16 protein-coding genes are annotated in these 25,625 nt (G+C 53.6%); 5 read left to right on the forward strand and 11 right to left on the reverse strand.

Annotated features, from left to right (window positions below; genetic code table 11):
* The first annotated feature begins 10 nt into the window (after window positions 1–10).
* Window positions 11–1,408 carry a SusD/RagB family nutrient-binding outer membrane lipoprotein gene (locus tag PXG97_RS03450; protein WP_276496319.1) on the forward strand — a complete coding sequence of 466 codons (1,398 nt, stop codon included), beginning with the start codon at window positions 11–13 and terminating at the stop codon, window positions 1,406–1,408.
* 117 nt (window positions 1,409–1,525) lie between these two features.
* Here PXG97_RS03450 and PXG97_RS03455 read toward each other — a convergent pair whose 3' ends face one another.
* Entirely contained in the window at window positions 1,526–3,337 is a 1,812-nt protein-coding gene (locus tag PXG97_RS03455; protein WP_276496320.1) for a glycoside hydrolase family 9 protein, read from the reverse strand.
* A gap of 196 nt (window positions 3,338–3,533) precedes the next feature.
* Between PXG97_RS03455 and PXG97_RS03460 the strand changes: the two genes are divergently transcribed.
* Together PXG97_RS03460 and nagB are read left to right on the forward strand one after the other, a co-directional pair.
* Window positions 3,534–4,784, forward strand: coding sequence for an ROK family transcriptional regulator (locus PXG97_RS03460; RefSeq protein WP_276496321.1), 1,251 nt, complete (start codon window positions 3,534–3,536; stop codon window positions 4,782–4,784).
* A gap of 36 nt (window positions 4,785–4,820) precedes the next feature.
* Entirely contained in the window at window positions 4,821–6,788 is a 1,968-nt protein-coding gene (nagB, locus tag PXG97_RS03465) for a glucosamine-6-phosphate deaminase (RefSeq protein ID WP_276496322.1), read from the forward strand.
* Between the two features lie 109 nt (window positions 6,789–6,897).
* Here the strand turns inward: nagB and PXG97_RS03470 are convergent, their stop codons facing one another.
* Complete coding sequence (locus tag PXG97_RS03470; RefSeq protein ID WP_276496323.1) at window positions 6,898–7,788, reverse strand: DUF3078 domain-containing protein; 891 nt, start codon at window positions 7,786–7,788, stop codon at window positions 6,898–6,900.
* Between the two features lie 226 nt (window positions 7,789–8,014).
* Between PXG97_RS03470 and PXG97_RS03475 the strand changes: the two genes are divergently transcribed.
* Window positions 8,015–9,292, forward strand: a complete 1,278-nt coding sequence (locus PXG97_RS03475; RefSeq protein WP_276496324.1) for a serine hydrolase domain-containing protein — start codon at window positions 8,015–8,017, stop codon at window positions 9,290–9,292.
* Between the two features lie 186 nt (window positions 9,293–9,478).
* Here the strand turns inward: PXG97_RS03475 and PXG97_RS03480 are convergent, their stop codons facing one another.
* Window positions 9,479–12,358 (reverse strand): serine hydrolase domain-containing protein, encoded by a 2,880-nt coding sequence (locus PXG97_RS03480; RefSeq protein ID WP_420851754.1) that lies wholly within the window; start codon window positions 12,356–12,358, stop codon window positions 9,479–9,481.
* 417 nt (window positions 12,359–12,775) lie between these two features.
* Between PXG97_RS03480 and PXG97_RS03485 the strand changes: the two genes are divergently transcribed.
* Window positions 12,776–14,356, forward strand: a complete 1,581-nt coding sequence (locus tag PXG97_RS03485) for a glycoside hydrolase family 10-like protein (RefSeq protein WP_276496326.1) — start codon at window positions 12,776–12,778, stop codon at window positions 14,354–14,356.
* 201 nt (window positions 14,357–14,557) lie between these two features.
* On the opposite strand, the gene PXG97_RS03490 is transcribed toward PXG97_RS03485, so the two are convergent.
* The 8 genes from PXG97_RS03490 to pxpB all read right to left on the reverse strand — a co-directional run bounded on the left by PXG97_RS03490 (window position 14,558) and on the right by pxpB (window position 25,623).
* Window positions 14,558–15,331 carry a DUF4397 domain-containing protein gene (locus tag PXG97_RS03490; RefSeq protein ID WP_276496327.1) on the reverse strand — a complete coding sequence of 258 codons (774 nt, stop codon included), beginning with the start codon at window positions 15,329–15,331 and terminating at the stop codon, window positions 14,558–14,560.
* Between the two features lie 17 nt (window positions 15,332–15,348).
* Window positions 15,349–17,013, reverse strand: a complete 1,665-nt coding sequence (locus tag PXG97_RS03495) for a SusD/RagB family nutrient-binding outer membrane lipoprotein (protein WP_276496328.1) — start codon at window positions 17,011–17,013, stop codon at window positions 15,349–15,351.
* Between the two features lie 12 nt (window positions 17,014–17,025).
* Window positions 17,026–20,136, reverse strand: a complete 3,111-nt coding sequence (locus tag PXG97_RS03500; protein WP_276496329.1) for a SusC/RagA family TonB-linked outer membrane protein — start codon at window positions 20,134–20,136, stop codon at window positions 17,026–17,028.
* Window positions 20,137–21,027: 891 nt separating this feature from the next.
* On the reverse strand, window positions 21,028–21,834 hold the full coding sequence (locus PXG97_RS03505; protein ID WP_276496330.1) for a Mut7-C RNAse domain-containing protein: 807 nt from the start codon (window positions 21,832–21,834) through the stop codon (window positions 21,028–21,030).
* Window positions 21,835–21,930: 96 nt separating this feature from the next.
* Window positions 21,931–23,118 carry an NRAMP family divalent metal transporter gene (locus tag PXG97_RS03510; protein WP_276496331.1) on the reverse strand — a complete coding sequence of 396 codons (1,188 nt, stop codon included), beginning with the start codon at window positions 23,116–23,118 and terminating at the stop codon, window positions 21,931–21,933.
* Window positions 23,115–23,888, reverse strand: coding sequence for a LamB/YcsF family protein (locus PXG97_RS03515; RefSeq protein ID WP_276496332.1), 774 nt, complete (start codon window positions 23,886–23,888; stop codon window positions 23,115–23,117). The genes PXG97_RS03510 and PXG97_RS03515 overlap by 4 nt, the downstream gene beginning before the upstream one ends.
* Entirely contained in the window at window positions 23,885–24,898 is a 1,014-nt protein-coding gene (locus PXG97_RS03520) for a 5-oxoprolinase subunit C family protein (protein WP_276496333.1), read from the reverse strand. The genes PXG97_RS03515 and PXG97_RS03520 overlap by 4 nt, the downstream gene beginning before the upstream one ends.
* The gene (gene pxpB / locus PXG97_RS03525) at window positions 24,895–25,623 is read right to left on the reverse strand and encodes a 5-oxoprolinase subunit PxpB (protein WP_276496334.1); all 729 of its coding nucleotides are present in this window, start codon (window positions 25,621–25,623) and stop codon (window positions 24,895–24,897) included. The genes PXG97_RS03520 and pxpB overlap by 4 nt, the downstream gene beginning before the upstream one ends.
* Window positions 25,624–25,625: the final 2 nt, after the last annotated feature.

Below are 25,625 nucleotides of genomic sequence, written 5' to 3' on the forward strand. Positions count from 1 at the left end.
TCGATTCAATATGAAGAAGAAGTTATATATCGTACTAATGTCGTGTCTCGGGCTGTGGAGCTGTGAGGATTTCGACGACCTGAACGTGAACCCGAACCTACCCAGTGAGGCATCGGGCACCCAATTGATTGCTAATGCGGCACTGGCGCTTCCCGATTTAAGCTCGTCGCCTACCGGAGAGTTTCTGGCGCAGTACCTGGCCGAGACACAGTATGTAACGTCATCGCTCTACCCGGCCGGCGGCACCAGCTTTTATTGGCTGTACGAAGGCCCGCTTATGAACCTGCAGTCTGTGCTGGACAACGCGGAGAAGCTGAGTGCAAACGATGGCCCCATTGCAAACCAGCTGGCGGTGGCTAAGATTCTGAAGGCCTACTACTTCTGGCACATTACGGACCGATGGGGAGACGTGCCTTATACCGAGGCACTGCAGGGGGCGCAAAACTTCACCCCGAAGTATGACTCACAGGAATCCATCTATAACAGCCTGTTTACGCTCTTGGATGAGGCGGAGGCGCAAATTGTGGCGGGCAGCATCACCAACGACATTGTTTACGGAGGTGACATGGCCAAGTGGAAGAAACTGGCTAATACGATTCGGCTGTTGATGGCGCTTCGCCTGTCGGAGGTAGACGCTGCGAAAGGCAGTGAAGAGTTTAACGAGGCGTTAGAAGCCGGAATCATGGCCTCTAACAACGACAACTTGGTCTTCCGCCATTTGGCAGAGGCAAACAACCAGAGCTACTGGTATGGCCAGTGGGTTGTTCAGAACCGTGAGTGGTGGGCGTTAACAGAAACATTGGTGGATGAGATGAAGCCAGTAAATGACCCCCGCCTGGAAGTATACGGCCAGCCTGCAAGAAAAACGAAGGAATATGTAGGCCTGACGTTCGGTGAGACAGAAAACATGAACACCGACGACTACTCACTGCTCGGCCAGGCTATTTATGCACAAGATGCCCCTGTTTACCTCGTTACCTATGCGCAGGCCCTTTTTGCGAAGGCAGAGGCCGCCAAGCGCGGATGGATACCAGGCGGCGATGCCGAGGCGGAGGCGCTGTACAACGAGGCGATCGAGCAATCGGTGATGCAGTGGACGGGAAGCACTGAGGGTGTGGAAGAGCTGCTCGCGCAGCCTGAAGTGACCTACGACCCAGCCAGGGCGATAGAGCAGATTGCTACGCAGCGCTGGATACACCTGTTCATGCACGGGTATGAAGCCTGGGCTGAGTACAGAAGAACCGGCTACCCGAACGACCTGGTGGCTCCTGGCGGCGCAGCTGTTCCAAACAGACAGATGTACCCGGCACTGGAGGCATCCAACAACACCGCTAACTATAACGAGGCAGTACAACGCCAGTTCGGCGGTAACGACGGCCTGTATGGTCAACTATGGTGGGATAAGTAATCCTACATAAACATAAAAAAGCCGCCCCGAAAATTTCCGGGGCGGCTTTTTTATTGCCGTTACAGTACGTGTGGCTTTTGCCGCAACAAGCCTTGCTACAAGCGAACACAGTTTTTGCTACCGTGCCTCCTTTTTGGCTCTCTTACTTTCTGAGTTCCCAGCCTGCCTCTTCCCCTCCTCCTGCATGGCCGAGAGGTAATACGTCAGGCTAGCAGTGCCATCCATGGTGGGCTCGTTGGTAGAGTAGTCGCCGAAATCATCGTGGTATACCACCAGGTCCGATTGAAAAGCGCTGTACTCATCAGGTGCCATCAGGGTGAGGCCGCGCAAGTTGTTGTAGATACTGCCGTATACCGGTCCGTCCACCAGGCCGCCGTCCAGCCTGTAGTTGTGCAGCAGCGTTAGCGAAGAGTGCGGGTGCTCCGGGTAGTCCCCATTCTCCGGCAGGCCCACAATCATGCTGGTGCCCCACGGGTTGGCGCCGAACAGCCAGTCGCGCAGGCTCGCTTCCATGTCCTCATACGTTGTATCGCCGGTAAGCTGGCGGTACAGGTGGCTTTGGGTAAGTATGGCTGCCACCAAGTTGTTGGAGCACCAGATAAACGGCACCCCCATCTGAAAGGCATTGCCTTTGCCGCGCTGATACACACCCTCCAGCCCCTGGCGCAGGAAATCAACAAACTGCTCCTCATCCTGTGCTTTGCTGCTGGCCAGGTAGTAATGCCCCAGGTTCAGGAACGGGTACCACTGGTAATGGCGGGCAGTGTCGGCCCCCATCCAAGGCGTTACCGGCTCCTGCCGGCCAAACTCCTGCGCCTGCTGCAGGTATGCAGCATTACCGGTGAAACGAGCCAGCTGTGCCGCTGCCAGTTCCATGTCATCCACCCAGTTATCTTCCTCATAAAAGTATGGCGCGCTGCCTGGTGCTGTCTGGCTCACCCCCGGTTTAGACAAACCATAGGAAAAAGCCTGCCGCGCTCGGCTGCGGAGGGTATCGGCGTAAGCGCCATCATACTTTTGCAGCAGCTCCGCCCCCAGCATAAAGGCCGACGTATACTTGCCAGCCGTGCTGGCTGCCCCGGTGGCGCGGTTCTTATACTTCATTCCCTGTGGTTCGCCGGTGATAAAGTATACCGGGCGCTGTTTGCCCTTGCCATAGTTTACTTGGTCCTTGTTTGGCAACCGGAAACCGGCATGGTCGCGGTCGTCGGCAATTTGGTTATACATCTGGTCTTTGCCAGGGTACATTCGCAGCAGCCAGTCCAGGCCCCATTTGGCCTCATCTAAGATGTCAGGAATGCCGTTGCTGCCCGGCAAGCCGCTGGCATCGTGCTCGTCGCCAAAGGCCCCCGGATTATGCTCATAGGCAAACAGCAGCTGAAACGTAGCGTTGGCCGAGGTGGCCACGTACTGCAGGTAATCGCTGGCGTCGTGCCAGCCTCCCACCACATTCACATAAGCCGAGTCGGCAGCTGGGTGAAATACCCGGAAGCCATCGGCCACGTGGCAGGAATCCCGCAAGAACGGGTTATAGCCACAGCGCTGCTGGCGCATGTAGCGCAGCACAAAGTCCGCGGTATGATCGTACACATCACTGCCGATGCGGAACGTGGGTGATTTCGCAGCACCCGCCTCGATGTAGTAGCTCCCCTCCTGCGAAAAGCCTGAGAAATCGAGCCGGGTGGTGCTGCCAAAAGCGGCGTAAGCGCCGTGGTTCTCTAACTGCTTGGACCGGTATACCACTTTGTGGGTGCGGGCATCGCGCAGCCTGAACTTCTTTACCCGCTTTCCTTCCTCCTTGCTGGCCCACACGGCCACTTTGCGGCTTTCAGGCAAATAGCCTAGCTGGTTTATCCTGACCCAAGCCGTTTGCGCCAGGAGCGTCGGAGAGCAGGCGAGTACCAGGAGCAACAGTAAAAGTTTTTTCATGTTTGGACGAAATAGCTGTTTCAGGACTCAAATTAACTAACGGCAGCCAAAAGGCAAGTATAGTGGTGACAACATAGAGGTTTGTATTCTTTTTTTGTCTTAGGAACAGACTTATTAAAAATTTTTTATAAAAGTTTTTTACTTTTATAAAAAACTTCGGTATAATTGTAGCGATAGGTTTTATAGCGCTTCGTGCATGAGTACCCTGACATCCCATACCGAACAGCTGGAATCGCTCAACAACGTTGAGCGGAAGAAATTTTTACAGAAAGTAAAGATCATCCGGCACCTGTATGTGAAGGGAGCTCGCACTAACGCCGACATTTGCTCTCGCTTCAACATCAGCTCCCCTACTTCTATGGGGTTATTAGGTGAGTTAATCTCAGAGGGGCTGGTGGAGAAGCAGGGGCTCGGCAAATCAGTGGGCGGGCGTAAACCCGACCTCTATGGCCTGCGCAGCAACTCCCTTTTCGTGCTCAGCATCGACATGGACCGCTTCAGCACCCGCCTGGCGATCATGGACAACAACAACAACCTGGTTTCCCCTATCCGTACCTACAGCTATACCTTGCGCGAAGATTTAACGGGCCTGGACATGCTCTGCGGTTGGGTACAGGAACTGATCACCTCATCCGGCATAGCTCCGCAAAAGCTGGTGGGCATTGGCCTGAGCATGCCGGGCCTGGTGGCGAGCAAAGCGGGGGACTCCCGCACTTACCTGAGAACCGATGTGCTGGAAGAGTCGCTGCAGGAGCTGCTGAGCCGCAAGTTGGGCAAGCCGGTCTTTATTCAGAACGACGTGAAAAGTGCCGCCCTGGCTGAGCTCCGCTTTGGCCAGGCACAGGGCAAGCAGGACGTGCTCGTGATTTCCATTGACTGGGGCGTGGGCACGGGCGTGGTGATGGATGGAAGGCTGCGCGGTGGGGCCCTGGGCTTTGCCGGGGAGTTTGGCCACATACCGCTCGTGGAGAACGGCACCCTTTGCCACTGCGGCAAACGCGGCTGCCTCGAAACGCTCGCCTCTGGTGTGGCACTGGCCCGCACCGCCCGTGAGGGCATCCGAGCAGGGCAGAAGTCTATTCTAAGCAAACTAACAGAAGAGGAACTGGAGCAACTGGAGCCGCAGCAAATTATTTACGCCGCACAGCAAGGCGATCAGTTTGCCATAAACCTCCTCTCGCAAACGGGAGTGAACCTGGGCAAAGGCATTGCCATCCTGATTCAACTGTTCAACCCTGAGCTGGTCATACTTGGCGGCAAGATGGCTGAGGCCGGTCAACTGCTCACCACACCTATCCAACAATCCATCAACACCTATTGCATGGCACAGCTGCGCGAGTCCACGAGCATCGCGCTGTCTACCCTTGGGCAGCAGGCCAACATGATGGGGGCCACGGCCACGGTGCTGGAGAACATACTGGAGCAGCAATTGGAGCAGGCCCGGTAAAAATTAAAACTGAGGTAAAACAAAGTATAACGCATTATGCATCCACTTAAAAACAACGTTGCCTTTAACCCGCAACAACGCGCACCACGACTAAACCTACTGGAAGAAACCCGTTTTGAGAAGCTTCCGGTAACAGTATTCCCCGATCAGCACACGGCCTCTGTAAAGGTGGCACAACGCATTGCCTCCCTGATCCGCAGCAAGCAGGACGAAGGCCAGCAGGCAGTTCTGGGGCTGGCCACCGGCGCCACACCGGTGGGGGTGTATGCTGAGTTGGTGAGGATGCACCGCGAGGAAGGCCTGAGCTTCCGCAACGTAATCACCTTTAACCTGGACGAGTACTACCCGATGCAGCCCGACGCGGCCCAGAGCTACGTCACGTTCATGAACGAGAACCTTTTCAATCATATCGATATTGACAAGGACAACGTGCACATCCCGGACGGAACGCTGCCGAAGGAAGAGATACATGAATACTGCCTGAGCTACGAGCGCAAGATTGAGGAAGTAGGCGGTTTGGATCTGCAGATACTGGGTATCGGACGTACGGGCCACATTGGCTTTAACGAACCGGGTTCTGCGCCCAACTCGGGCACGCGCCTGGTGACGCTGGACGACCTGACCCGCCGCGACGCCGCCCGCGACTTCGGTGGCAAGGAAAACGTGCCGACCAAGGCCATCACCATGGGTATCGGCACCATTTTCAAAGCGCGCGAGATCATCCTGATGGCCTGGAGCCAGAAGAAAGCACCGATCATCAAGAAAGCGGTGGAGGGTGAGATGTCGAGCGAGGTGCCGGCAACGTACCTGCAGCTCTCCAACAACGTGGAGTTTGTGCTGGACGCGGAGGCGGCCTCTGAGCTGACGCGCTTTAACACGCCATGGCTGGTGAAAGACTGCGTATGGGACATACAGATGCGCAAGAAAGCCGTGATCTGGCTATCGCAGCAGCTGAGAAAGCCAATCCTGAAACTGACGGAGGAGGACTATAACAACAACGGTATGGCGCAGCTGGCCACCGAGTATGGCCCGGCTTATAACATCAACATCGACATCTTTAACAAGATGCAGCATACCATTACCGGATGGCCGGGTGGTAAGCCGAAGGCTGATGACACCCAGCGCCCGGAGCGGGCGGAACCTGCCCAGAAGCGCGTGGTGATCTTCTCCCCTCACCCGGACGATGACGTGATCTCCATGGGAGGAACGTTTATCCGACTGGTAGACCAGGGCCACGATGTGCATGTGGCGTACCAAACCTCCGGTAACACGGCTGTGTGGGACGATGACGTGCTGCGGTACGTAGAGTTTGCCATTGACTTTAACAAGAGCATTGGCAACGACACCTCCAAGCTGCAGCAGATTTACGATAACATGCGCGGTTTCATCGAGGAGAAGCTACCGAACCAGGTAGACACCCAGGATATTCTGAATGTGAAGGGCTTTATCCGCAAGAGCGAGGCTTACGCCGGTGCCCGTTATGCCGGCCTGGAGGATGACCATATCCATTTCATGGCGCTGCCTTTCTACGAAACGGGCAAGCACAAAAAGAACTCTGTGTCTGATAAAGACATTAAGCTGACCATGGAGCTACTGCAGCGCGTGAAGCCGCACCAGGTATTTGCCGCCGGCGACTTTGCCGACCCGCACGGCACCCACATTGTTTGCTTCCGGATTATTGTGGAGGCCCTGCAACGGCTGAAAGAGGCCGGAGAGGCGTGGGTTGAGGACTGCTGGCTGTGGATGTACCGCGGTGCCTGGCACGAGTTTGAAACGCATGAAATTGAAATGGCTGTTCCGCTCTCGCCACAGGAAGTGGTGCGCAAGCGCCAGGCTATCTTCAAGCACCAATCCCAGAAAGACACGCCGGTTTTCCCGGGCGACGACTCGCGCGAGTTTTGGGTACGCGCCGAGGAGCGCAACCGCGAAACGGCAGAACAATATCATAACCTGGGCCTCGCCGATTACGAGGCCATGGAAGCATTCGTACGCTACAATTATTAAACCACCCTCTCTCAAGGGTAAACACATAGGAATTAAGGTTTTTAGAGCTACGAAAAAGCCCGCTCAGTTTCTGAGCGGGCTTTGTGCTTTTTAAAGGTCCTGCGCGTGTTTACCTCGTAGAGAAGCCCTGCATGGTATAAAGTATGCCGAGGCCCAGCGACTGGTTGTACTGTATCTCCGAGTCCTGGTCGTAGTCGTACACAAAGTTGCCCATCAGGTTCACGTTGATGTAGCGGTTTACCTTGGCCGTGAGTGTGGCGTTCAGCATGTGGTCTATCTTCTTCCCCGAAAACTCTTTGTAGTTGATGTAGGACATGTACTTTGCACTCAGGTTCAGGTTCTGCATAATATCGCGGTTATAGGAGGCCTGTACCATGGCCGCTAACCACTCCGTGCGCACCTGCTTGCCCTCCGGCACACCATAGCGCTCGTTTTCCCCCACGGCGTCATCTGCAAGAAAAGTAAAACGCGGGGCAAAGGGGCTCAGGCGCAAAGAAAAGTACGGGTTTGGCTTGTACTCTGCTCCCAGTCCAAAGGTCAGAAAGCCGGGCGAGAGGAAATTAGAAATCAGCCTGTCGGTGCCATCGTCGTCCACGTCATACTCATACCCTTTCGTAAACTGCGACAGGAAGTTGGCAGAGGTAAAAATATTCCAGTCGGAGGAAAAGGCATAGCCATACTTGGTATCCATAAAAATACGGTCGATGCTTTTGCGCCGCTCCTCCCCTTTGTTTTTGATGAGGCCATACTGCAGTTGCACGGCGTTGTCCCAACTCACTCTGCCCAGCTTATAGTCCGCGCTTGCGTCGAGGTGGGTGTTAAAGGCCACAGAGCTTACGCCACCGGCTTTCCAGTTATCGCTGAAAGCCGACTGGTTCAGGTTAAGGCCGGCGGCAAAGGAGCGCCTCCAGAGCGTGTCCGGTTCAGTAGTGGTTTGGGCAAAAACGCCGGTAACGCTCAACAGCAGCGAGGCATAAAGTACAAATAAAGGTTTGATCATGGGTAAGTATAAAACTATGGTTATATTTATTAATTGCTATACTTACTTGTTTCCTGAAGGAAGGTTATAAGTTTTTGCACACAGGAAAAAGCCTGCCAGACCTCAGGGGTCATCGTTCCTGTGCAAGGGTAGCAGTGTTGCGTGTAAGTGTGGGGTATTAAATCGAATTGTCCATGATCGCCCTTTTAGCGGGCTCACCACTGTTCTTTAAGGCAATAAAAAACACATGAGGAAACTTTATATTACTTTTTCGCTTCTCACCGGGCTGCTCCTATCCGTCTCCTTTAAGGTAAAGGATGACTACTTTCACTTACCCTACCCAAATGCCATCGAGTATGTATCGGTTTTGCTTCTTTTACTGCTTACAGCCGTTACTTTACTTTGGAAAAAGCACCGCAAAAGTAAACTAAGGCTTGGGTTGGCTGCGGCGGCTACCTTGTGGTTAGCCGTAAGCTGCATGAACTACTTCTTCGAATGGCACCCGCTTAACCTGTCTTTGCCCTTTACCGAGTCGCAGTCTTTTGAAGTCAGTCACGAGCCTTACGCCTGGCAATCTGCGGCACCAGCACAAGCTGGGTTCGAGCAGGAAGAGATGGAGCAGTTTTTGAAAGAAATCGAGGGATGGGAAAGGCTAAGGGGTTTGGTGATTGTTAAAGATGGCAAGCTAGTGGTGGAGAAGTACCTGAAAGGGGCCTCCAGGTATAGCGCCTACAACGTCCACTCTGTCACTAAAAGCATCACATCTGCCCTCATAGGCCTGTCGATTCAGCAAGGATACTTTCAATCAGAAAACGATGCGGTAATGCCCTTTTTCCCGGAGTACCACAAGGCTGTGTCGGCTCCCCAAAAAGACAAGCTGACAATAGCCCACCTGTTATCTATGCGGGGCGGCTTCACAGGATGGGACGGGCCGCAGAGTACCGAACAGGTCGTGTTGCATGAAGCAGTCTCCGACAAAAAAATCGGGAAGGAATTCCACTATTTCACTGGCTCGCACATGGTTCTTTCTGCCTTGATAACAAAGGCATCCGGAAGCTCAACGGAAGAGTTTGCTCAAACGAACCTGTTCCAGCCGCTCGGTATCCAATGCGGCTTTTGGCGCAAGGTAGACGGCTACGACGCTGGCGGTGACGAGACTTACTTCACGGCACGGGACCTTGCCCGTTTCGGAGAACTGTACCTGAACAAAGGAAAAATCAACGGTGTCCAGCTCCTGGACTCCTCATGGGTGGAAAAGAGCTTCACCAACTACACAAATGAAAGCAAGGCTTTTCGCACCATTGGCTGCTACCAGGAGGTCGGGTATGGTTTCTCTTGGTGGCTGTTTAACCACAACGGCAAGCAGATTTACGCCGCAAGAGGCAAAGGTGGGCAGCACGTGCTGCTAATCCCGGAGCAAGGGGTTGTTGCGGTTATTTTGCAGGAGTGGAACCTGCAGAAGGATGCGAAAAGCGAGACTGCTTACCTGTGCAAGCTGCTCTCTCTTGTAACTTCCGAAACGTAAGAGATCGAGCAATACCCCGGCACAAGAGAATATTGAAGCAGCTTTTGCTGACGTTCTGGCCGTTACAACCCCAGTTGCCAGGCGGCCACACCAAACTGCTTAAACGGTAAACAGCTGAACCCTTTAACCAAGAAGAGGCGCCTGTAGGGGCGCCTCTTCTTGGTTAAAGGGTTCAAGCAGCAGTGCTTACGGATTGACACGCTGTGCCAGTTTACTTTTCTCTATGGCATCGTATACCACCTGCAGTATGTTGGTGCGGGTGTTCAGTTGGCTCAGTCTCGGGTTCTCGCGCGTTGGGTTCACACGGTTCGACAGGAACACGTACACCAGGTTGTTCACGGGGTCTACCCAGGCGTAAGTACCCGTAAAGCCAGAGTGGCCAAAACTTTGGGCCGGTGCGCTTGGCGCCGCGTTGCTGTTCTGTGCGCCCGGTTTGGCCGGACGATCAAAGCCAAGGGCGCGGTAGTTGCCCTGGTCGCAGAACTGGCACTTGCTGAACTCACTCACGGTGTTACCGCTAATGTAAGTCTTGCCTGCATACTTCCCATCGTTCAGGTACAGCTGCATAAGTTTAGCTACGTCGTTAGAGTTACCAAACAAGCCGGCGTGGCCGCTCACCCCACCCAGCATGGCAGCACCCTCATCATGCACGGTAGTGTGCAGCAGCTGCTTACGGAACAGTTCATCGTACTCCGTTGGCACGATCTGCTCCGGTTTGTAATACTTGTATGGGTTAAACGTCAGCGTAGTCGCGCCAATCGGCTGGTAAATGTTCTCCTTCAGGTAGGTCTCAAACTTCTCTCCAGTGATGTTCTGCACCACCATCGGGGCAAGTATAAACGAGAGGTCGCTGTACACATAACCTGGCTTCTCATTTAGCGGCGACTTCACAATCGCCTTAATGATTTTGTTGCAATACCTGCGGTGGATGTAGAGGTTATCGGCCACCTTGATCGGGAAGCGGCGCGAAGAATCCGCCTTGAATGTGGCCCACTTAAACTTACCGTTCTTCTTCACCGTCTCCTTCCAGAAAGGAATCCAGGACTTCAGCCCCGCTTGGTGCGTCAGGATGTCGCGGTACTTCAGGTTCTCTTTGTTTGAGCCCTTTACGATCGGCAGGTAATCCCCCAGCGTGCGGTCCACATCAAAGCGTCCTTCGCCACTCAATTTCATAAATGCTGCCAACGAGGTGCTGATCTTGGTCACAGAGGCCAGGTCGTAGAGGTCGTCTACCTGCACCGGAAGCTCGTTGTCATAGGTATGATAGCCGTAAGCCTTGTGGTAAATCACTTTGCCGTCCTTGGCCACCAGCACCTGGGCACCCGGTGTCGCTTTCTCAGCTATTGCCTGCGCCACCAGCGAGTCTATACCGTTAAAGTCCTGTGTTTTCAAGCCAACGGCCTCTGGCATGGTATAGGCAAAGCGCAAACCACCGTCTGTACGCAGCCCGTCTCCTATTTTAAAGGCGTTGTTTATAGTTACCGGCAGCTTGCCTTTCGCCCCGATACCCCCAAAGATCATCTGTGCGGTCAGGTCCTGCGTTTCCGGCGTCTCCTGGTAAGCGGCGATCACCGCGTGCGCCTTGTCCAGGCTCTCCAGCTCTGCCAGGCTGTACACGTTTCCGAACACCCCTACAATGGTTGTCTTGGAGCGGATAAGGTCTTTGAGGAATAGGTTCATCTCAGCAGAGATACCGAAGTTACTGCCACCCGCTTTCAGGTTCAGCCGATGCACGCCGGCAATAACCATGTTATACTCCTGCAGCTTCTCCTTCAGGGCCATCAGCTCGGCGATGGAAGCCGTTGGCTGCAGGAAGAACGTGTCTACCTTAGTGTATCGGGCCAGGCCACGCTGGAAGTCTGTCTCCTGCTTCGTGCCGATGGCCAGCGCAGCCACTTTCAGCGTATCGATGTTCTGGATCGGCAGAATGTTGTTCTTGTTGCGCAGCAGCGTGAGCGACGCCTCCACCAACTGCTGGTTCAGGTATTTGGCGTGTGGGTTGTTCAGGTCTTCGATCAGGTGCTCCGTTTCGATCGGCTTATACTTGTCCAGGCCCAGCCATTGCTTGGCGGCCAGCACCTTGCGGGCACGGGCGTCTACCTCCTCCTGGGTAATTTCGCCGTTTTGGATTGCTTTCTTGATTTCCTCAATGGTCGTCTTCACGTCCATGGTGTTCAGCAGCATATCGTTTCCAGCCAAAAGCGCCTTCACGTCCACAATGCCCGGCGGGTAAAACTTCGCCACCCCTTGCATGTTCAGAGCATCGGTAAACACCAGGCCTTTATAGCCCATTTCTTTCTTCAGCAGGTCCGTTACGATCGGTTTGGATAGTGTGGAGGCCAGGCTGTCGGTATTATCCAGCACAGGGATGTTCATGTGCGCCACCATCAAGCTGCCCAGGCCATTCTTCATCAGCTGGCGGAACGGGTACAGTTCCACGGAGTCGAGGCGTATCTTGGAGAAATGAATCACCGGCAGGCCGTAATGAGAATCTACGTTGGTATCGCCGTGGCCCGGGAAGTGCTTGGCATTGGCCAGCACCTTCTCATCCTGCATGCCGCGCATGTAGGCCATCGCCTTGCGGGTTACGTTATACTTGTCCTCTCCAAAGGAGCGGAAGCCGATCACGGGGTTGTTGGCGTTGTTGTTGACGTCCACCACCGGCGCAAAGTTCACGTGTATGCCCAGGCGGCGGCACTGGCGGGCTATCTCGGCGCCCATCTCATAGATCAGCTGCTCATCCTCTATGCCACCCAGGGCCATCTGGTACGGGAACCGAATGGTGCTGTCGAGGCGCATGGCCAGGCCCCACTCCCCGTCGATGCTTACCATCAGCGGCACCTTGCTTTCGCTTTGGTAGCGGTTCGTCATGTGCGCCTGGCGCACCGGGCCGCCCTGGAAAAAGATCAGACCGCCTACTTTATACTTTGTTACCAGCTTGCTCACCGAGTCCACGTGCGCCTGGTCCTTGTTAGAGTATACCGGGATCATGATGAGCTGTGCGATGCGCTCCTCCGGTGTCAGGGTGTTGAACACAGAGTCCACCCAAGCCTGGTTCGCGTTCAGGAAAGGAGGATCAGTAGCCGGGTTAAAGGTTTTGGCGGCCGCTTTTTGGGTGGTGCTGCGGCGAGTCTTGGAAGTGCGCCTCTGCGCATCCGCATCTATCGCCCCAAAAAGGAACAGGGCAATGAGGGAGAGCAAAAGAAAAGATCTTTTTTTCAAAGCGATGAAAGATTAGTGATTAGCATGTATGAGGGTAAATTTAATTCTTTTATGAGAAAGGAGGTCTATGTTACCACAGATTCTTCCATATTGCTTTCTATATGTAAAAGAAAGTGCAAATTTTGCGTTTTATTTCATCAAGAACCTTTCCTTAATAACATCCAAACACTATATTTAAAGCTGAGTTCTACCTAGAGCTAAAACTGATTTAAGTAAAACAACAGCTTTTAAAAGTACACGCATACACTAACATTCACCTTCATGAGGAAACCTCTACTACAGTACCTCCTGACCCTTTTTTTGGCCACTTCTGCCGTATTAGCCCAGGCGCAACAGCAACCGCTGAAGCGTGAGTTCCGGGCTGTCTGGATCGCCACAGTGGCTAACATCGACTGGCCAGGGCAAAAGGGATTGTCGCCGGCAGTGCAGCAACAGGAGTTTAAGTACATTTTAGACGAGCACCAGAAAAACGGCATGAATGCCGTAATTGTGCAAGTTCGCCCTGCGGCCGACGCCTTGTATCGCAGCAACCTGGAACCCTGGTCGGAGTTTCTGACGGGCAAGCAAGGCTTGGCTATGAACCCACCCTACGACCCACTGCAGTTCATGCTCGAGGAGGCCCATAAACGGGGGATAGAGTTTCATGCCTGGTTTAACCCCTACCGCGCCACCTTCGACGCCAAAGCCGAGGTGACTCCAGACCACATCACCAAACGAAAGCCTGATTGGTTTGTAAAGTATGAGGGCAAGCTTTTGTTTAACCCGGGTATTCCGGAAGTGCGCGACTATATTACGAATGTGGTGATGGACGTGGTGAACCGCTACGACATAGACGGGGTGCATTTCGACGACTACTTCTATCCTTACCCTGTGCCTAAAGTCCCTTTCCCGGATGACCAGACGTATGCTGCTTACCAAGGGCTTTTCACAAACAAGAATGACTGGCGGCGCTATAACGTGGACGAGTTGATCAAGGGGATCTCAGATAGTATAAATGCCGTGAAGCCCTGGGTGAAGTTCGGTATCAGCCCCTTTGGCGTATGGAAAAACCTGGCCGACGGGCCCGACGGCTCCGACACCCGCGCCGGTGCCCCCAGTTACACCGCCCTGTATGCCGACACCCGTAAATGGATGCAGGTAGGCTGGATAGATTACCTCGTGCCGCAAGTGTACTGGCACATTGGCAACCCTGCTGCTGACTATAAAACCGTGCTGGAGTGGTGGGCGCAGAACTCATTCCAGCGCCACCTGTACGTAGGGCTGGGCGCCTATAAGGTGGCTACAGACCCAACCTATAAGGAGTGGCACGATCCGTCACAGTTGCCGCGCCAGCTGCAGCTTGCCCGAAACACGCCTAATGTGGGCGGCAGCGTCTTCTTCAGCTCCAGGTCAGTGATGAGCAACCCGAATAACCTGCAGGACTCGCTCCGCAGCTCTTACTATAAATACCCTGCCCTGCTGCCTGTGATGGAGTGGAAAAAAAGGGAGGAACTGGAGCCCCCCTTCTCCCTGAAAGTGCGCCAGACTGACAAGGGGGTGCGCCTGCACTGGCTGCACGACCAGGATGTGCGCTATTATGTTATTTACCGCTTCGAGAAAGAAAGCTTCTGGGAAACGCCTATCTGGAAACGAGACTTCTGGCAGAAGCGCAAATGGGAGCCGATAACCCCTGATTTAAGCAACCCGGCCCGCATTGTGGCAAAGGTTTTCGGCACCAGCACCACCTTTGTTGATGAGACTCCTCTGGAGAGCGGCAAGTATGTATATGTGGTAACCGCACTGGACCGCCAACAAAACGAGAGTGCCCCCTCACAGGCTGTTACGGTGAAGTATAAGTGGTAACCCAGCACCTAATGCAAACAAAAAGCCCCGGCTGCACCAGCCGGGGCTTTTTGTTTGCATTAGGTGCTGGAGCGGCGATCTCTAGTTTGCTAAAGTAGAAGAAAAGCGAAGGACAAAGGTGAGTAAGAAACCGACCACACACCCAAAAAAGAAGAGCCGCCCGGAAGGAGCGGCTCTTGCTATTCATGGCGTTATAACGGCTTATCTGTCTCTTATCAGAAGCGAGCTTACCGTTTTATCGGCAAAATCACCACGTATGATAAAAGTATAAACACGGCCGGCAATTGGTGAGAAGCTTGTAGATTTCGAAGTGGTAACCTCTCCCTCCGCATTCTCCGTCTTGTACTCTACCACGTAAGAACCTTGCGCATCAATGGCCACATACGGTGTATTGCCTTTTCGGGCCACGTCAGCGCCTACAGCTGTTCTTGTTTCAGGAGTTTCTGAAGTGGCTGTGCGAACTACCTCAACATCAACCCCTGACGGCGCATTTTTAGCTACGTTGACAAAACGGATATAGCTTTTAGAGTAGTTATTCTCCGGAAGGTCATCTTCCACTAAAAAAGCCTCGTAAGACTCTGCTTCCCCGATAAGGAAGGAAGTATAATGCTCCCCCTCGTTCAGAGTAACTGAAGCACTTGCCACCTCGCCTGCTGCAGCCGTTGCCGGGCTGATCGCTTGCAGCGTATGAGCACCAGAAGGCACGTTAGCATAACCATAGCTGGCTGGGAAAACAGGGTTACTGGCATAGCCTAGCCCCTGCACTTCACCTGCTGCGTTAGCGGCCAGAGCAGATATCTTGGTGTTGTCCAGGTAAAAATTAACAGCTGGAGCCGACGGTGCAGTATGAGCAAATTTTATGAAAGCCCCACTGTTCACTGGCTCGTTATGGTCCTCAATGGCGTTCTCTTCACAGGAACCCAGCATTAGGCCCGCTGCCAGCACAACAAAAGATTTATACAGTATATTCTTCATATAGATAAGTCTGATTATTACTTGCTAAACCACATTTCAACAGTATGGTAGTCCTGCTCCATACCACCTATTTTCTCTAAAGAAGCCACGTTCCACATGTACTCGGAGTTGTAGCGTGGGCGGAAGCGATACGCTGGCTTACCTTGGTTCAGGCCGAAAAGAGGATTAGGCAGTTCAAACCCTGCGAACACATTGTTTGCTGGGTTACTATCGATGGTACCGTCAGGATTGGCGATATAGTCGTATCTTCTCAGGTCAGACCACGTCTCGATAAAGCCCCAGCCCCACTGAGCGATGTACTTCTGCAGCATGATTTTCTGAAGCGTCAGCTCTGCCGCTGTTTTAGGCATCAGTTCTTCGCTAGCAAGATATTCAGCACGGCGCTCTTCGAAAACAGCTACTTCATCAACCTCTGTTGCAGCATCGTTTGTAACAAACGAGCGCACAAAGTCCATGTGAGCATTCACACCTTCAGTGTAAGCCTCCAACGCAGTACTCTGGTCGCCTTTGATATAAGCTGCCTCTGCCTTGATGAACTGCAGCTGTGCATAGGTCATCAGCGGGAAACGCGCGTTGTTACCAAACAGGTACTTGTTCGGGGTGGTGGCTGGCACCACATCAGAGGCAGTAGCCCAAAGGTTACGCGGACGCTCATTTGCCACCGTATACTCTGTAACACCAACACCTGGCGTTACACCGCGGTACTTGCCGTCGTTAGCAGGCGCCAGCATTACCGGAAGGCGAGGGTCTTTCAGGTGTTCGCCAGTAAACACTGGGTCTTCACCCTGCAAGGCCGGATCATTCAGCGCCGGGTTGGTGCCATCGAGCAGGCTCACGATAAACTTAGACTGGCGGTATGGGTTCAGGTTACCGCGACGTGGGCCAAAGAAGTTGGTATCCGTACTAACAGCGCCCTCAAAACGAACGGAAGCGTCGTCAGCGTTGCTTTGCAGTGCCTTGTTCACATACTCAATCACCTTGTCAGGATTGAATGATGACTTATTTGTCAGGCGGCTCTCGTTGATAGCCAACAAGCCATAGGCAAAGCGCAGCCACTTCTCACGGTCGCCGTTGTAGATCAGATCGCCTTGCGCCAGTGTAGAGCTGCCAACTTTACCGTCCGTGCGCTCCAGATTCTCGATCGCCAGCATGGTAAGGCGTCTTACTTCCTCGTACACATACTCTTGGGAGTCATAATCGAAGGTCGTGCGGCCCGGCTCAAATGCCTGCTTCACGATAATCTCTCCATGGTAATCCGTCAGCAACTGCCATCCGAACGCACGCAACACGTAGCCCACACCAACAAAGTCCCAACGCTCTTCTTCCTTAGCCTTGCTGATCATGTCCGTCAGGTTCTCGCCCATGGTCCAGTACACGGAGCGCCACAACTGGCCGGCAGCATCGCTACCCGATACATAACCGTGGCGGTCCCATGTGTTATCCACGTCACGCCAGTTCCAGTTCTGGATATAGCGGCCCAGGTAACGGGCATCGAACTGAATACCCAAGGCAAGCTCAGACTGAATGGCTGGCAGGTAAAACTGCGGTGCCACCACCTGGTCGGGCCCATTCGGGTTTGTGTTCACATCTAGGTAGCTGTCACAGCTTGTGGTAGCCAGTGTGCCCACTGCAAACAGAGAGGCACACACTATCTTTTTAAAGTAATTATATTTCGTTCTCATGATAAATCTTTGTTAGAAGCCTAATCTCACACCAAAGTTCACACCGATAGGCATCGGGAAGTTACCGTAGTCGAAGCCAACGCCACCGCTACCACCAACTGCCGCAGAGTTACCGTTAACCACAGGGTCTAGGCCAGAGTAGTTAGTGATGATAAACAGGTCAGTGGCTGTCACGAACACGCTACCGGATTTGATGAACTTGGCACGGCTCAGCAGGTTTGAGTCGAAGTTATAGTTCAGGGTCACGTCACGAAGGCGCATCCAGTTGATATCCTTCTCGATGAAGTCAACCTCTGGCAGGCCGTAAGAAGTAGACCAGAAGTTCGCGTCACGGGATGGGTCTATCACCTTTGTGTTAGGCGTTGGATTAGCTGAGTTTTCGTTTCCGTCTTTCAGCACACCCTCGTACACCACTGGGTTTTCACGGTCCATTGTTCTCATGCTCAGACCACGCGCCGTAAGGAAGTGTTCTGTACCGTTATAGATATCGCCACCTTTTCTGAAATCGAGCAGGAAGCTCAGCGACAGGTTTTTGTAAGCGAAGCTGTTTGTCAGGCCTACAGTAAAGTCTGGCTGTCTGTCACCTACCACTACCCACTCAGTAAGGTCACGAAGCGGATAACCTGTGTTCGGGTCGATCAGCAGCTGACCAGCCTCGTTGCGCTGGTAGTCGAAACCGGTAAGCGTAGTAAGCGGACCATTGATCACAGAACCGTTACGCACGTTGCCGTACAACCAAGTGTCTGACATATAAAACTCATTTACACCTGTTGGCAACGATATCAACTCACTCCACAGGTGCGTGAAGTTCGCCAACACATCCCAGGTAAAATTAGAGTTTGCAACTGGCGTAGCATTAAACTGCATCTCAATGCCCTCTGTTCTCATTTTACCGGCATTAAAGGCCTGCAGCACGAAGCCTGTTGCGTAGCTCAGACGCATGTCCTGTACAATCTGGTCTTCAGAAAGTTTGTTGAAGTAAGTCGCGTCAATACCAATTCGGTTATTGAAGAACTTCAGTTCAGTACCAAACTCGTAAGAAGTCGTCATCTCTGGGCGCAGGTTCGGGCTTGGGCCTGTGAAGCCATATCCGAATCCACCACCTGTTGTGCCTTTAGGCTCCAGGAAAGCACGGATGCTGTAAGGGTTAGCGTCTTTACCTACTTGGGCCCATGAGCCACGCAACTTACCATAGCTCAACACATTGCTGATACCGCGAAGAGGCTCCAGCTCAGTGAAGATAAAGCTACCACCTATCGATGGGTAGAAGAATGATCTGTTCTCCAGCGGCAGAGTAGAGCTCCAGTCGTTACGGCCGGTCAGCGTCAGGAAGAAGATGTTGTCGTAATCCAAGGTCAGGTTACCGAAAACACCGATACGACGGCGCTCCGACAGACGGTTACGACCACGGTGTGTGGTATTGTCGGTGTTCTCGATAGAGAAAAGTCCCGGGGCCAGGAAGCGTTCACCGGTTACGGCTTGCGTATAAGTTTCCTGCGAGTACACCGCACTACCCACCTTCAGGTTCGTGTTCAGCTTGCTGCCGAAGAAAGAGCGGTCAACCTCACCGTAGTACTGCAGGTTAAAGTTGCCGTTGTTATCCAGCGATTGGTCAAAAATACCACCACGAGAGAAGCCGTAAGCCGACTCTGGGTGACGCACCATGGTTATTTTGCCAGATGAGTAGTCAAAACCGGCATTACCTACAAAGCGCAGCCACTCCAACGGCTCGATCATCAACCGGGCATTAGTGATGTAACGGTTGTTGATGTTATTGATCGTGTTCTTGTTAACGTTGAAGAACGGGTTCTCAATCTCGTTGTCACCGGTAGAGTAGAATCTACGCTCGCCGTTTGGCGTCAAGTATACGCTGGCATCATCAGTTCCCGGCCATGTCAGCAAACCCAGCAGCGGACCACCGGCACCCTTGAAGGCAGAGTTGTTGTCTGTATTGGTGTAAGAGAACGTCAGGTCAGCTGAGATATACTTGTTCATCTCTGCTGTTACCGCAGAAGTGAGGTTAAACTTTGTCAGGTCTGTGCCTGGCACAAAGCCTTCCTGGTCCGTGTATCCTGCTGAAATACGGTAAGTGGCTTTCTCAGATCCACCGCTCAAAGAGAGGTTGTGCTTTTGCGTGAAGCCATTCTGGAAGAAGTTGTCGATGTTGTCGTAGAACTGGGTTCCTTCCGGATAGCGTCCACCAAAGTATGAAGTAGCCTCACCAGAAGGGTCCGTTACGCCATTATCGCCACGGTCGTAAACATGCTGTACTTCAGGGAACTTGTTGATGCGCTCTAATCTGAAGCTGTTGTTATAGTCGATGCGCGGCGCACCAGACTTACCTCTTTTGGTAGTGATCACCACAGCACCTGATGCTGCGTCGATACCGTATAGCGCCGAGGCCTCTGGTCCTTTCAGGATCGTGATGCTCTCGATATCTTCAGGGTTGATGTCGGCCGCACGGTTTGTGAAGTCAGTTGACCTGTTGTTCAGAGAGGTAGCGGAGTTAGCGGTAGAAGCAAAAGCAGAAGTGTTGAATGTGCTGTTGCTGATTGGCAAACCATCTACTACGAAGAGCGGCTGGTTGCTACCGCTAAGGGAGGATACACCGCGGATCATGATAGAGGTAGAGGCACCCGGCATACCAGAGGTAGTGTTCACATCCACACCAGCCACACGACCGGCAAGGCCGTTTACAAAGTTCTCGCGCTGCGTCTGGGCAATAGTGGCACCCTTCACCTCGGTTACCGCGTAACCAAGCGCTTTCTTCTCCTGCTTGATACCAAGAGCGGTTACAACCACCTCATCCAGCGTTTCAGTGTCTGTTTGCAGCGCAACGTCGATTGTGCTTGCATTGCCTACCGTACGTTCCGTAGGCTTCATACCAATAAAGGAGAACACCAGCACATCGGTAGACTCCACATTATTGATAGTATAACGGCCACTCGCATCGGTAACTGAACCGCGCGACTTACCTTTTACTGTAACAGACACACCAGGGAGTTCTATTTTATCCTCCGCCGATGTTACTGTTCCACTTACTGTCTTGCCTTGGGCAAAACCTTGTGCATGTAGCAGGAGCATGCAAAGCCCCCACAAAATACATCGTAAATAGTTTTTCATGTTTATGATAGGTTGATATTAGGGGGTGAAGATATATAATATTTTATATTCCATACTAATATTTAAGCGTATTTATCGCACTTACATCGATTTTTCTACCTGCCGATGAGTATGTCATCACATTTGCACGATTTCCTAGTTAACACCCTAAATTAGTTAGTTTTTAGCCCTGTCAGCTGTCAAGCCCCATTACTTCAGTATATCACAACCTAGCCCCTAAATTGTCCACAACACCAGGTAAACAAGCACTCACTTACCCAAGCTATATAAATATAATACAATTACCAACATGTCTCTAAACCTGCCTCCACAAACGTTTGCGCATTCAGCAGCAACTAACGCAGAAAGAAATTATGCAATTACAAACAGCTAAAAACTATGTTTAAACGAAGGTTAAAAGAAAATAATTAAGCCGATTGCAAAAGCGATTCGAAACGAAACATAGCTTTGGGCAGAAAAAAGCTAAATGAAAGCACCAGCGAAAGGCAGAGAAAATAACATTCTACAGTAGCCAAAAGTCATGTACACCAACAGCGTGCGATAAAAATGTATCGCCAGTACCACTGCCTACTGTTCCGGTTAGTGATTTAGGGTCAGAAGGAATCGTTAGACTGCCGATATTGAGTTATCACGCCCTAGACCTCTGCCACCTCAAATCGGGTAGTGCGGGCGGGACAGACTTGTCCTTAGCCGTATTTGCAAAACGAAGCTATCTCGCTGAGAGACGGCTTACCTCCAGCGCTACGCCTGCCAGGATGCCAGACACAAGACCTCGTGAGATTTTTTTGAAGAAAATAAAATGGGCAAACCGGCACCAAGCCTACGCAGCTCGCGACCAGAGCAGCATGCTTGATTTCCGCAAAGGAGGTTATACTTTGCCGGATACCCAGACTAAGCTAGTAGCACCTTGTCCGGTAACATGCACTTATATTTTACCGTGAGAACCTCCGCTCCTGATTTAGCTACTTGCTGCTGCATGCGCTCGTAATGGGACCCTTTCCAGTACACACGCCTGCAGGAGGGGCAGCGGTAAAACTCGTGGAAAAACTCCTTCGTTTTGGGCGGCAGCTCGTGCAGCACCTCATCCTTTGCCACCTCCTGCACCGGCACGTTGCAGGCCAGGCACAGCGCAAATGGGCGAAAACTATCTTGGGGCTGATACCGATGTATTACCTCCTCCAGCTGCTCCTGTGTGTGCTGCGACCGCAGCCAATAGCCCCAGGCAATGTTCTTTTGCTTCAGCAGCCCGATGTCGCGGGTCAGCACCACCCGCTGTTCTTCAGCGGCGATGCGGGCAATGTCTGCGTCGGAAAAGTCGGTTTGATAGCGGGTATCGAGACCCAGCATGCGCATGCTTTTCGCCAGCGTGCCCAGGTGCACGTCCAGGATGAAGCGGTGCGGCGGCGGGTTGTTTTCTTCAAAGGTGTAGCCGGTAGGCCAGCTTCTTCCCCGCTCCACCGGGAACACTTCCACCACGTCATCAGGCAGTAGCAAGTATGAAAAGGTAACTGGCTTGTTGTTTACCAGCACCACATCCACCTCCGGGTGCGGCACACCCATGGCTTCCATGGCATCTTTAACGGCAGGATTACCCCGAAAAGAATAGCGTACAGACTGCCCCTTTCTGTGCTTGGGCAAAAAATCGTTCAGGGCCCCATGAAACTGAAAGGTGGCAATCTGCTCTGGCTGCATGTTCATACTAGGGTTTACGGCAGGCTGGGCTTTGGTAGTTAACTACTGGTAGATTGGTATTCGCTCACGAACAACAATCATTGAACAACCAATAGCGGTTAGTTAGCTAAACAGCTTCGGCAACTGCTGCCATAACGTATAACCGCCGAGGTAAGCCATTACCAGCACCACCAGCACCCCAAAAACGGTGAGCAGCGGCGGGTGGCGGTACTCCCCGATAATAGCGGGCTTGTAAGCCGCAAAAAGTATAACGGCCAGCGTGAGCGGCAGGATGAGCCCGTTTAAGGCGCCGGCAAGTATAAGCAGGCGCACCGGCTGGCCAATAGTAACGAAAACGGCGGTGGACACAAGTATAAACCCGATGATCACCCAGTTCTCATACTTGCGGATAGTGGCGCTGAAGGACTTTAGGAAAGAGACCGATGTGTAAGCCGAACCTATCACCGAGGTGACTGCCGCCGAGAGCATCACCACCCCGAAAAGCTTATAGCCTACCGCCCCTGCCGCCAGTTGGAAAACAGAGGCCGGCGGATTGGCCGCATCCAGCACCAGCCCTTTGCTCACCACCCCCAGCGCCGCCAGAAACAGAAATATGCGAATAACGGAGGCCACGGTTATGCCCGAGACGGCACTGGTGTTTACCTGACGAAGGGATTCCTTGCCCTTGATGCCGGCATCCAGCAGGCGGTGGCCGCCTGCAAACGTAATATAGCCGCCCACAGTGCCCCCTACCAGCGTCACGATCGCGAGCACGTCCACCTCATCAGGCACAAAGGTTTTCGCTACTGCCTCGCCCACCGGCGGTGCCGAGGTAATCGCCACGTACACGATCAAGAGGATCATCAGAAAGCCCATTACCTGCGCAAAGCGGTCCATCACCTTTCCCGCCTCCCGCACCAGGAACACCGCAATAGCCATGGCCGCGGCAAGTATAGCGCCCGTTTCCGGCGAGATGCCCAGCAGCACGTTAAAGCCGAGCCCGGCACCGCCCACATTGCCAATGTTAAAGGCCAGCCCGCCCAGCACGATCAGGAAAGAGATGAAAGCACCCAGCCCCGGCAGCACCAGGTTGGCGATGTCCTGCGCCCGCTGCTCCGACACCGCAATCACGCGCCATACATTCAGCTGCACCCCGATATCGAGTATGATTGAGACAAGTATGACAAAGCCAAAGCTGGCCGCCAGTTGCTGCGTGAATATGGTGGTCTGCGTCAGGAAGCCAGGCCCGACGGCAGAGGTCGCCATCAGGAAAGCTGCCCCGAGCAGCACACTCCGGTTCTTCTGTTTCATGTGTTGCTAAAAGGGGCTGAGAGGTGGATGCCTTCGGCGGAGAGGCGCTCGTGGATGAGCCTGGCGAAAGGCAAGGCATGCGGCCCGTCGCCGTGGATACAGACAGTATCGGCCTTTATACTTACCTCCGTCCCCTGCTGCGACCGCACCTTCCCTTCCTGCACCATGCGCAGCACCTGCTGCACCGCCTCATCCTGGTTGGTGATCAAGGCGTTTGGCTGGCGGCGGGGCGTGAGCGTGCCATCGGGCTGATAGGTGCGGTCGGCAAACACTTCGCTGGCTGTTCTCAGCCCACACTTCTCCCCTGCCTTTACCAGCTTGCTGCCCGCCAGTCCGAACAGTATAAGCTCTGCATCTACTTTAGAAACAGCCTCGGCAATGGCTTCGGCCAAAGCAGCATTAGTGGCGGCCATGTTATAGAGTGCCCCGTGCGGCTTTACGTGGTGTAGCCGTACTCCCTCGGCCCTGGCAAAGGCCTGCAAGGCCCCCACCTGGTACACTACCATATCATACACTTCCTCTGCCGATACGGCCATTTCTCTTCTTCCAAAGCCAGCCAGGTCGGGCAGGCCGGGGTGCGCGCCAATGGCTACGCGTTTCGCCAGGGCCAGCCGCACGGTCTTCTTCATCGTGGCAGGGTCGCCGGCATGGAAACCGCAGGCAATATTGGCAGAGCTCACATAGTTCAGAAGTTCGCTGTCGTGGCCCATGTGCCAGGCCCCGAAGCCCTCGCCCATGTCGCAGTTCAGGTCTACGGAAAGTTGACTCATACTTGGTTTAGCTTGTAAAGAATGGCCTGCTGCAGCGCAAGCAGGCTTTTTTCCTGTTGATAGTATAGTTGCTGCGCCTCCTCCAGCGTTACTTCCTGGAGTTGGATGACGCCGCCCGGCTGCACCTGCGCTAGTTTGGGCAGATCCGCTGTAATGACCTGTGCGATTCTGGGGTAGCCGCCGGTGGTCTGGCTATCGGCCATCAGGATGATCGGCTCGCCTTGCGGCGGCACCTGCACCGTGCCGAAGCTTACCGCCGTGGAGAGCAGTTCCCGCTCTTCCTCCAGCGCCAGCGTGGTGCCCTGCAGGCGGTAGCCCATCCGGTTAGACTGCGGCGTGCATTTATACTTTTGCTGCCAGATATAGTCGCGGCTGTTTTCCGCGAACCAGTTAAACTCCAGCCCAGGCATGGCGCGCAACAAAGGGTTGGGCTCATACTTTGGCAATAGCTCCGGCTCTGGCCACCAACTGGATTGGGTAAAGCTCTCCTCTTTTTTAGCATGCAGGAGCAATTCGCTAAAGAGTAGCTGGGCTGTCTCGGGTGCTACCTCAAAGCTAAGACTATCCCCCTTCTGCAAGGCCCGCCCTTGTAGGCCGCCTATCCCTGCCTGCAGGTAGGTGGAGCGGCTACCCATTACCACCGGCACATGGATGCCCCCGGCCACAGCCAAATAAGAATAGTTGCCGTCTATGGGTCTGCCGAACCGAAGGATGCTTCCGGCTTTCACCAGTGTCGGCCGCCACAGGTGCACGGGCATCTCATTTATACTAGCCGATAAATCAGCGCCCCCGAGCGCAACAACTGTATCCTGCTCAAACAAAAGCTCCGGCCCCTGCATGGTGATCTCCAGCCCCGCTGCGTTCTCACTGTTACCAACCAACAGGTTGGCGATGCGCAGGGCCAGCTTATCCATTGCGCCACCCACTACTACCCCCTGTTGTTGGTAGCCATAGCGGCCAAAATCCTGCACTGTAGTAAGCAGGCCCGACTTCAGTACCTTGATGCTCATACCTGCCCCTCCTTCCTTTCCAGGTACTCGGCTTCCGTTATCGGCACAAAGCGCACTTTGTCCCCTGCCAGCAGCAGGCTTGGTACCTGGCGTGCTGGGTTAAAAAGCTGCAACGGCGTGCGCCCGATAAGTTGCCAACCACCGGGCGTGCTGATAGAGTACACGCCTGTCTGGACGCCTGCAATGCCCACGCTGCCGGCAGGAATGCTGGTCCTCGGGTTAGCCTTACGTGGCGATGCAAGGCGCTTATCCATGCCTCCTAAATAGGGAAAGCCCGGGGCAAAGCCAATCATATACACATGGTATGTACCGGCGCTATGGATACGGATGACTTCATCCTCAGGAAGTCCAGAATGCGCCGCCACCTCCTGCAGGTCGGGGCCGTAAGCACCTCCATACACCACAGGAATCTCCACCGTTCGCGCTGGAGCGGGTGCTGCTACTGCAGCCTGTTCCACCAGTATCTCCAGTTGCCGCACCACCTCGCTGTAGGCATCTACCTTGGCTTGCTGACTTAAAACCCAGGGATCATAGTATACGGTGAGCGTGGTGAAGGCCGGCACAAACTCCACTAGGCCCGGAAATGGCTGCTGCTCCAGCGCCTGCGCTACCGCACGTATGCGGTGGTGTACCTTTAGATTGATCTCCTCGCCGAACTGCAGCACCACGGCGCTGTCGCCGAGGGGGCACAGGAGGAGCGGTGGGTTTTGCGTGATGTCGGGCATAC

The organism is Pontibacter litorisediminis, from assembly GCF_029360645.1.
Lineage (GTDB): Bacteria > Bacteroidota > Bacteroidia > Cytophagales > Hymenobacteraceae > Pontibacter > Pontibacter litorisediminis.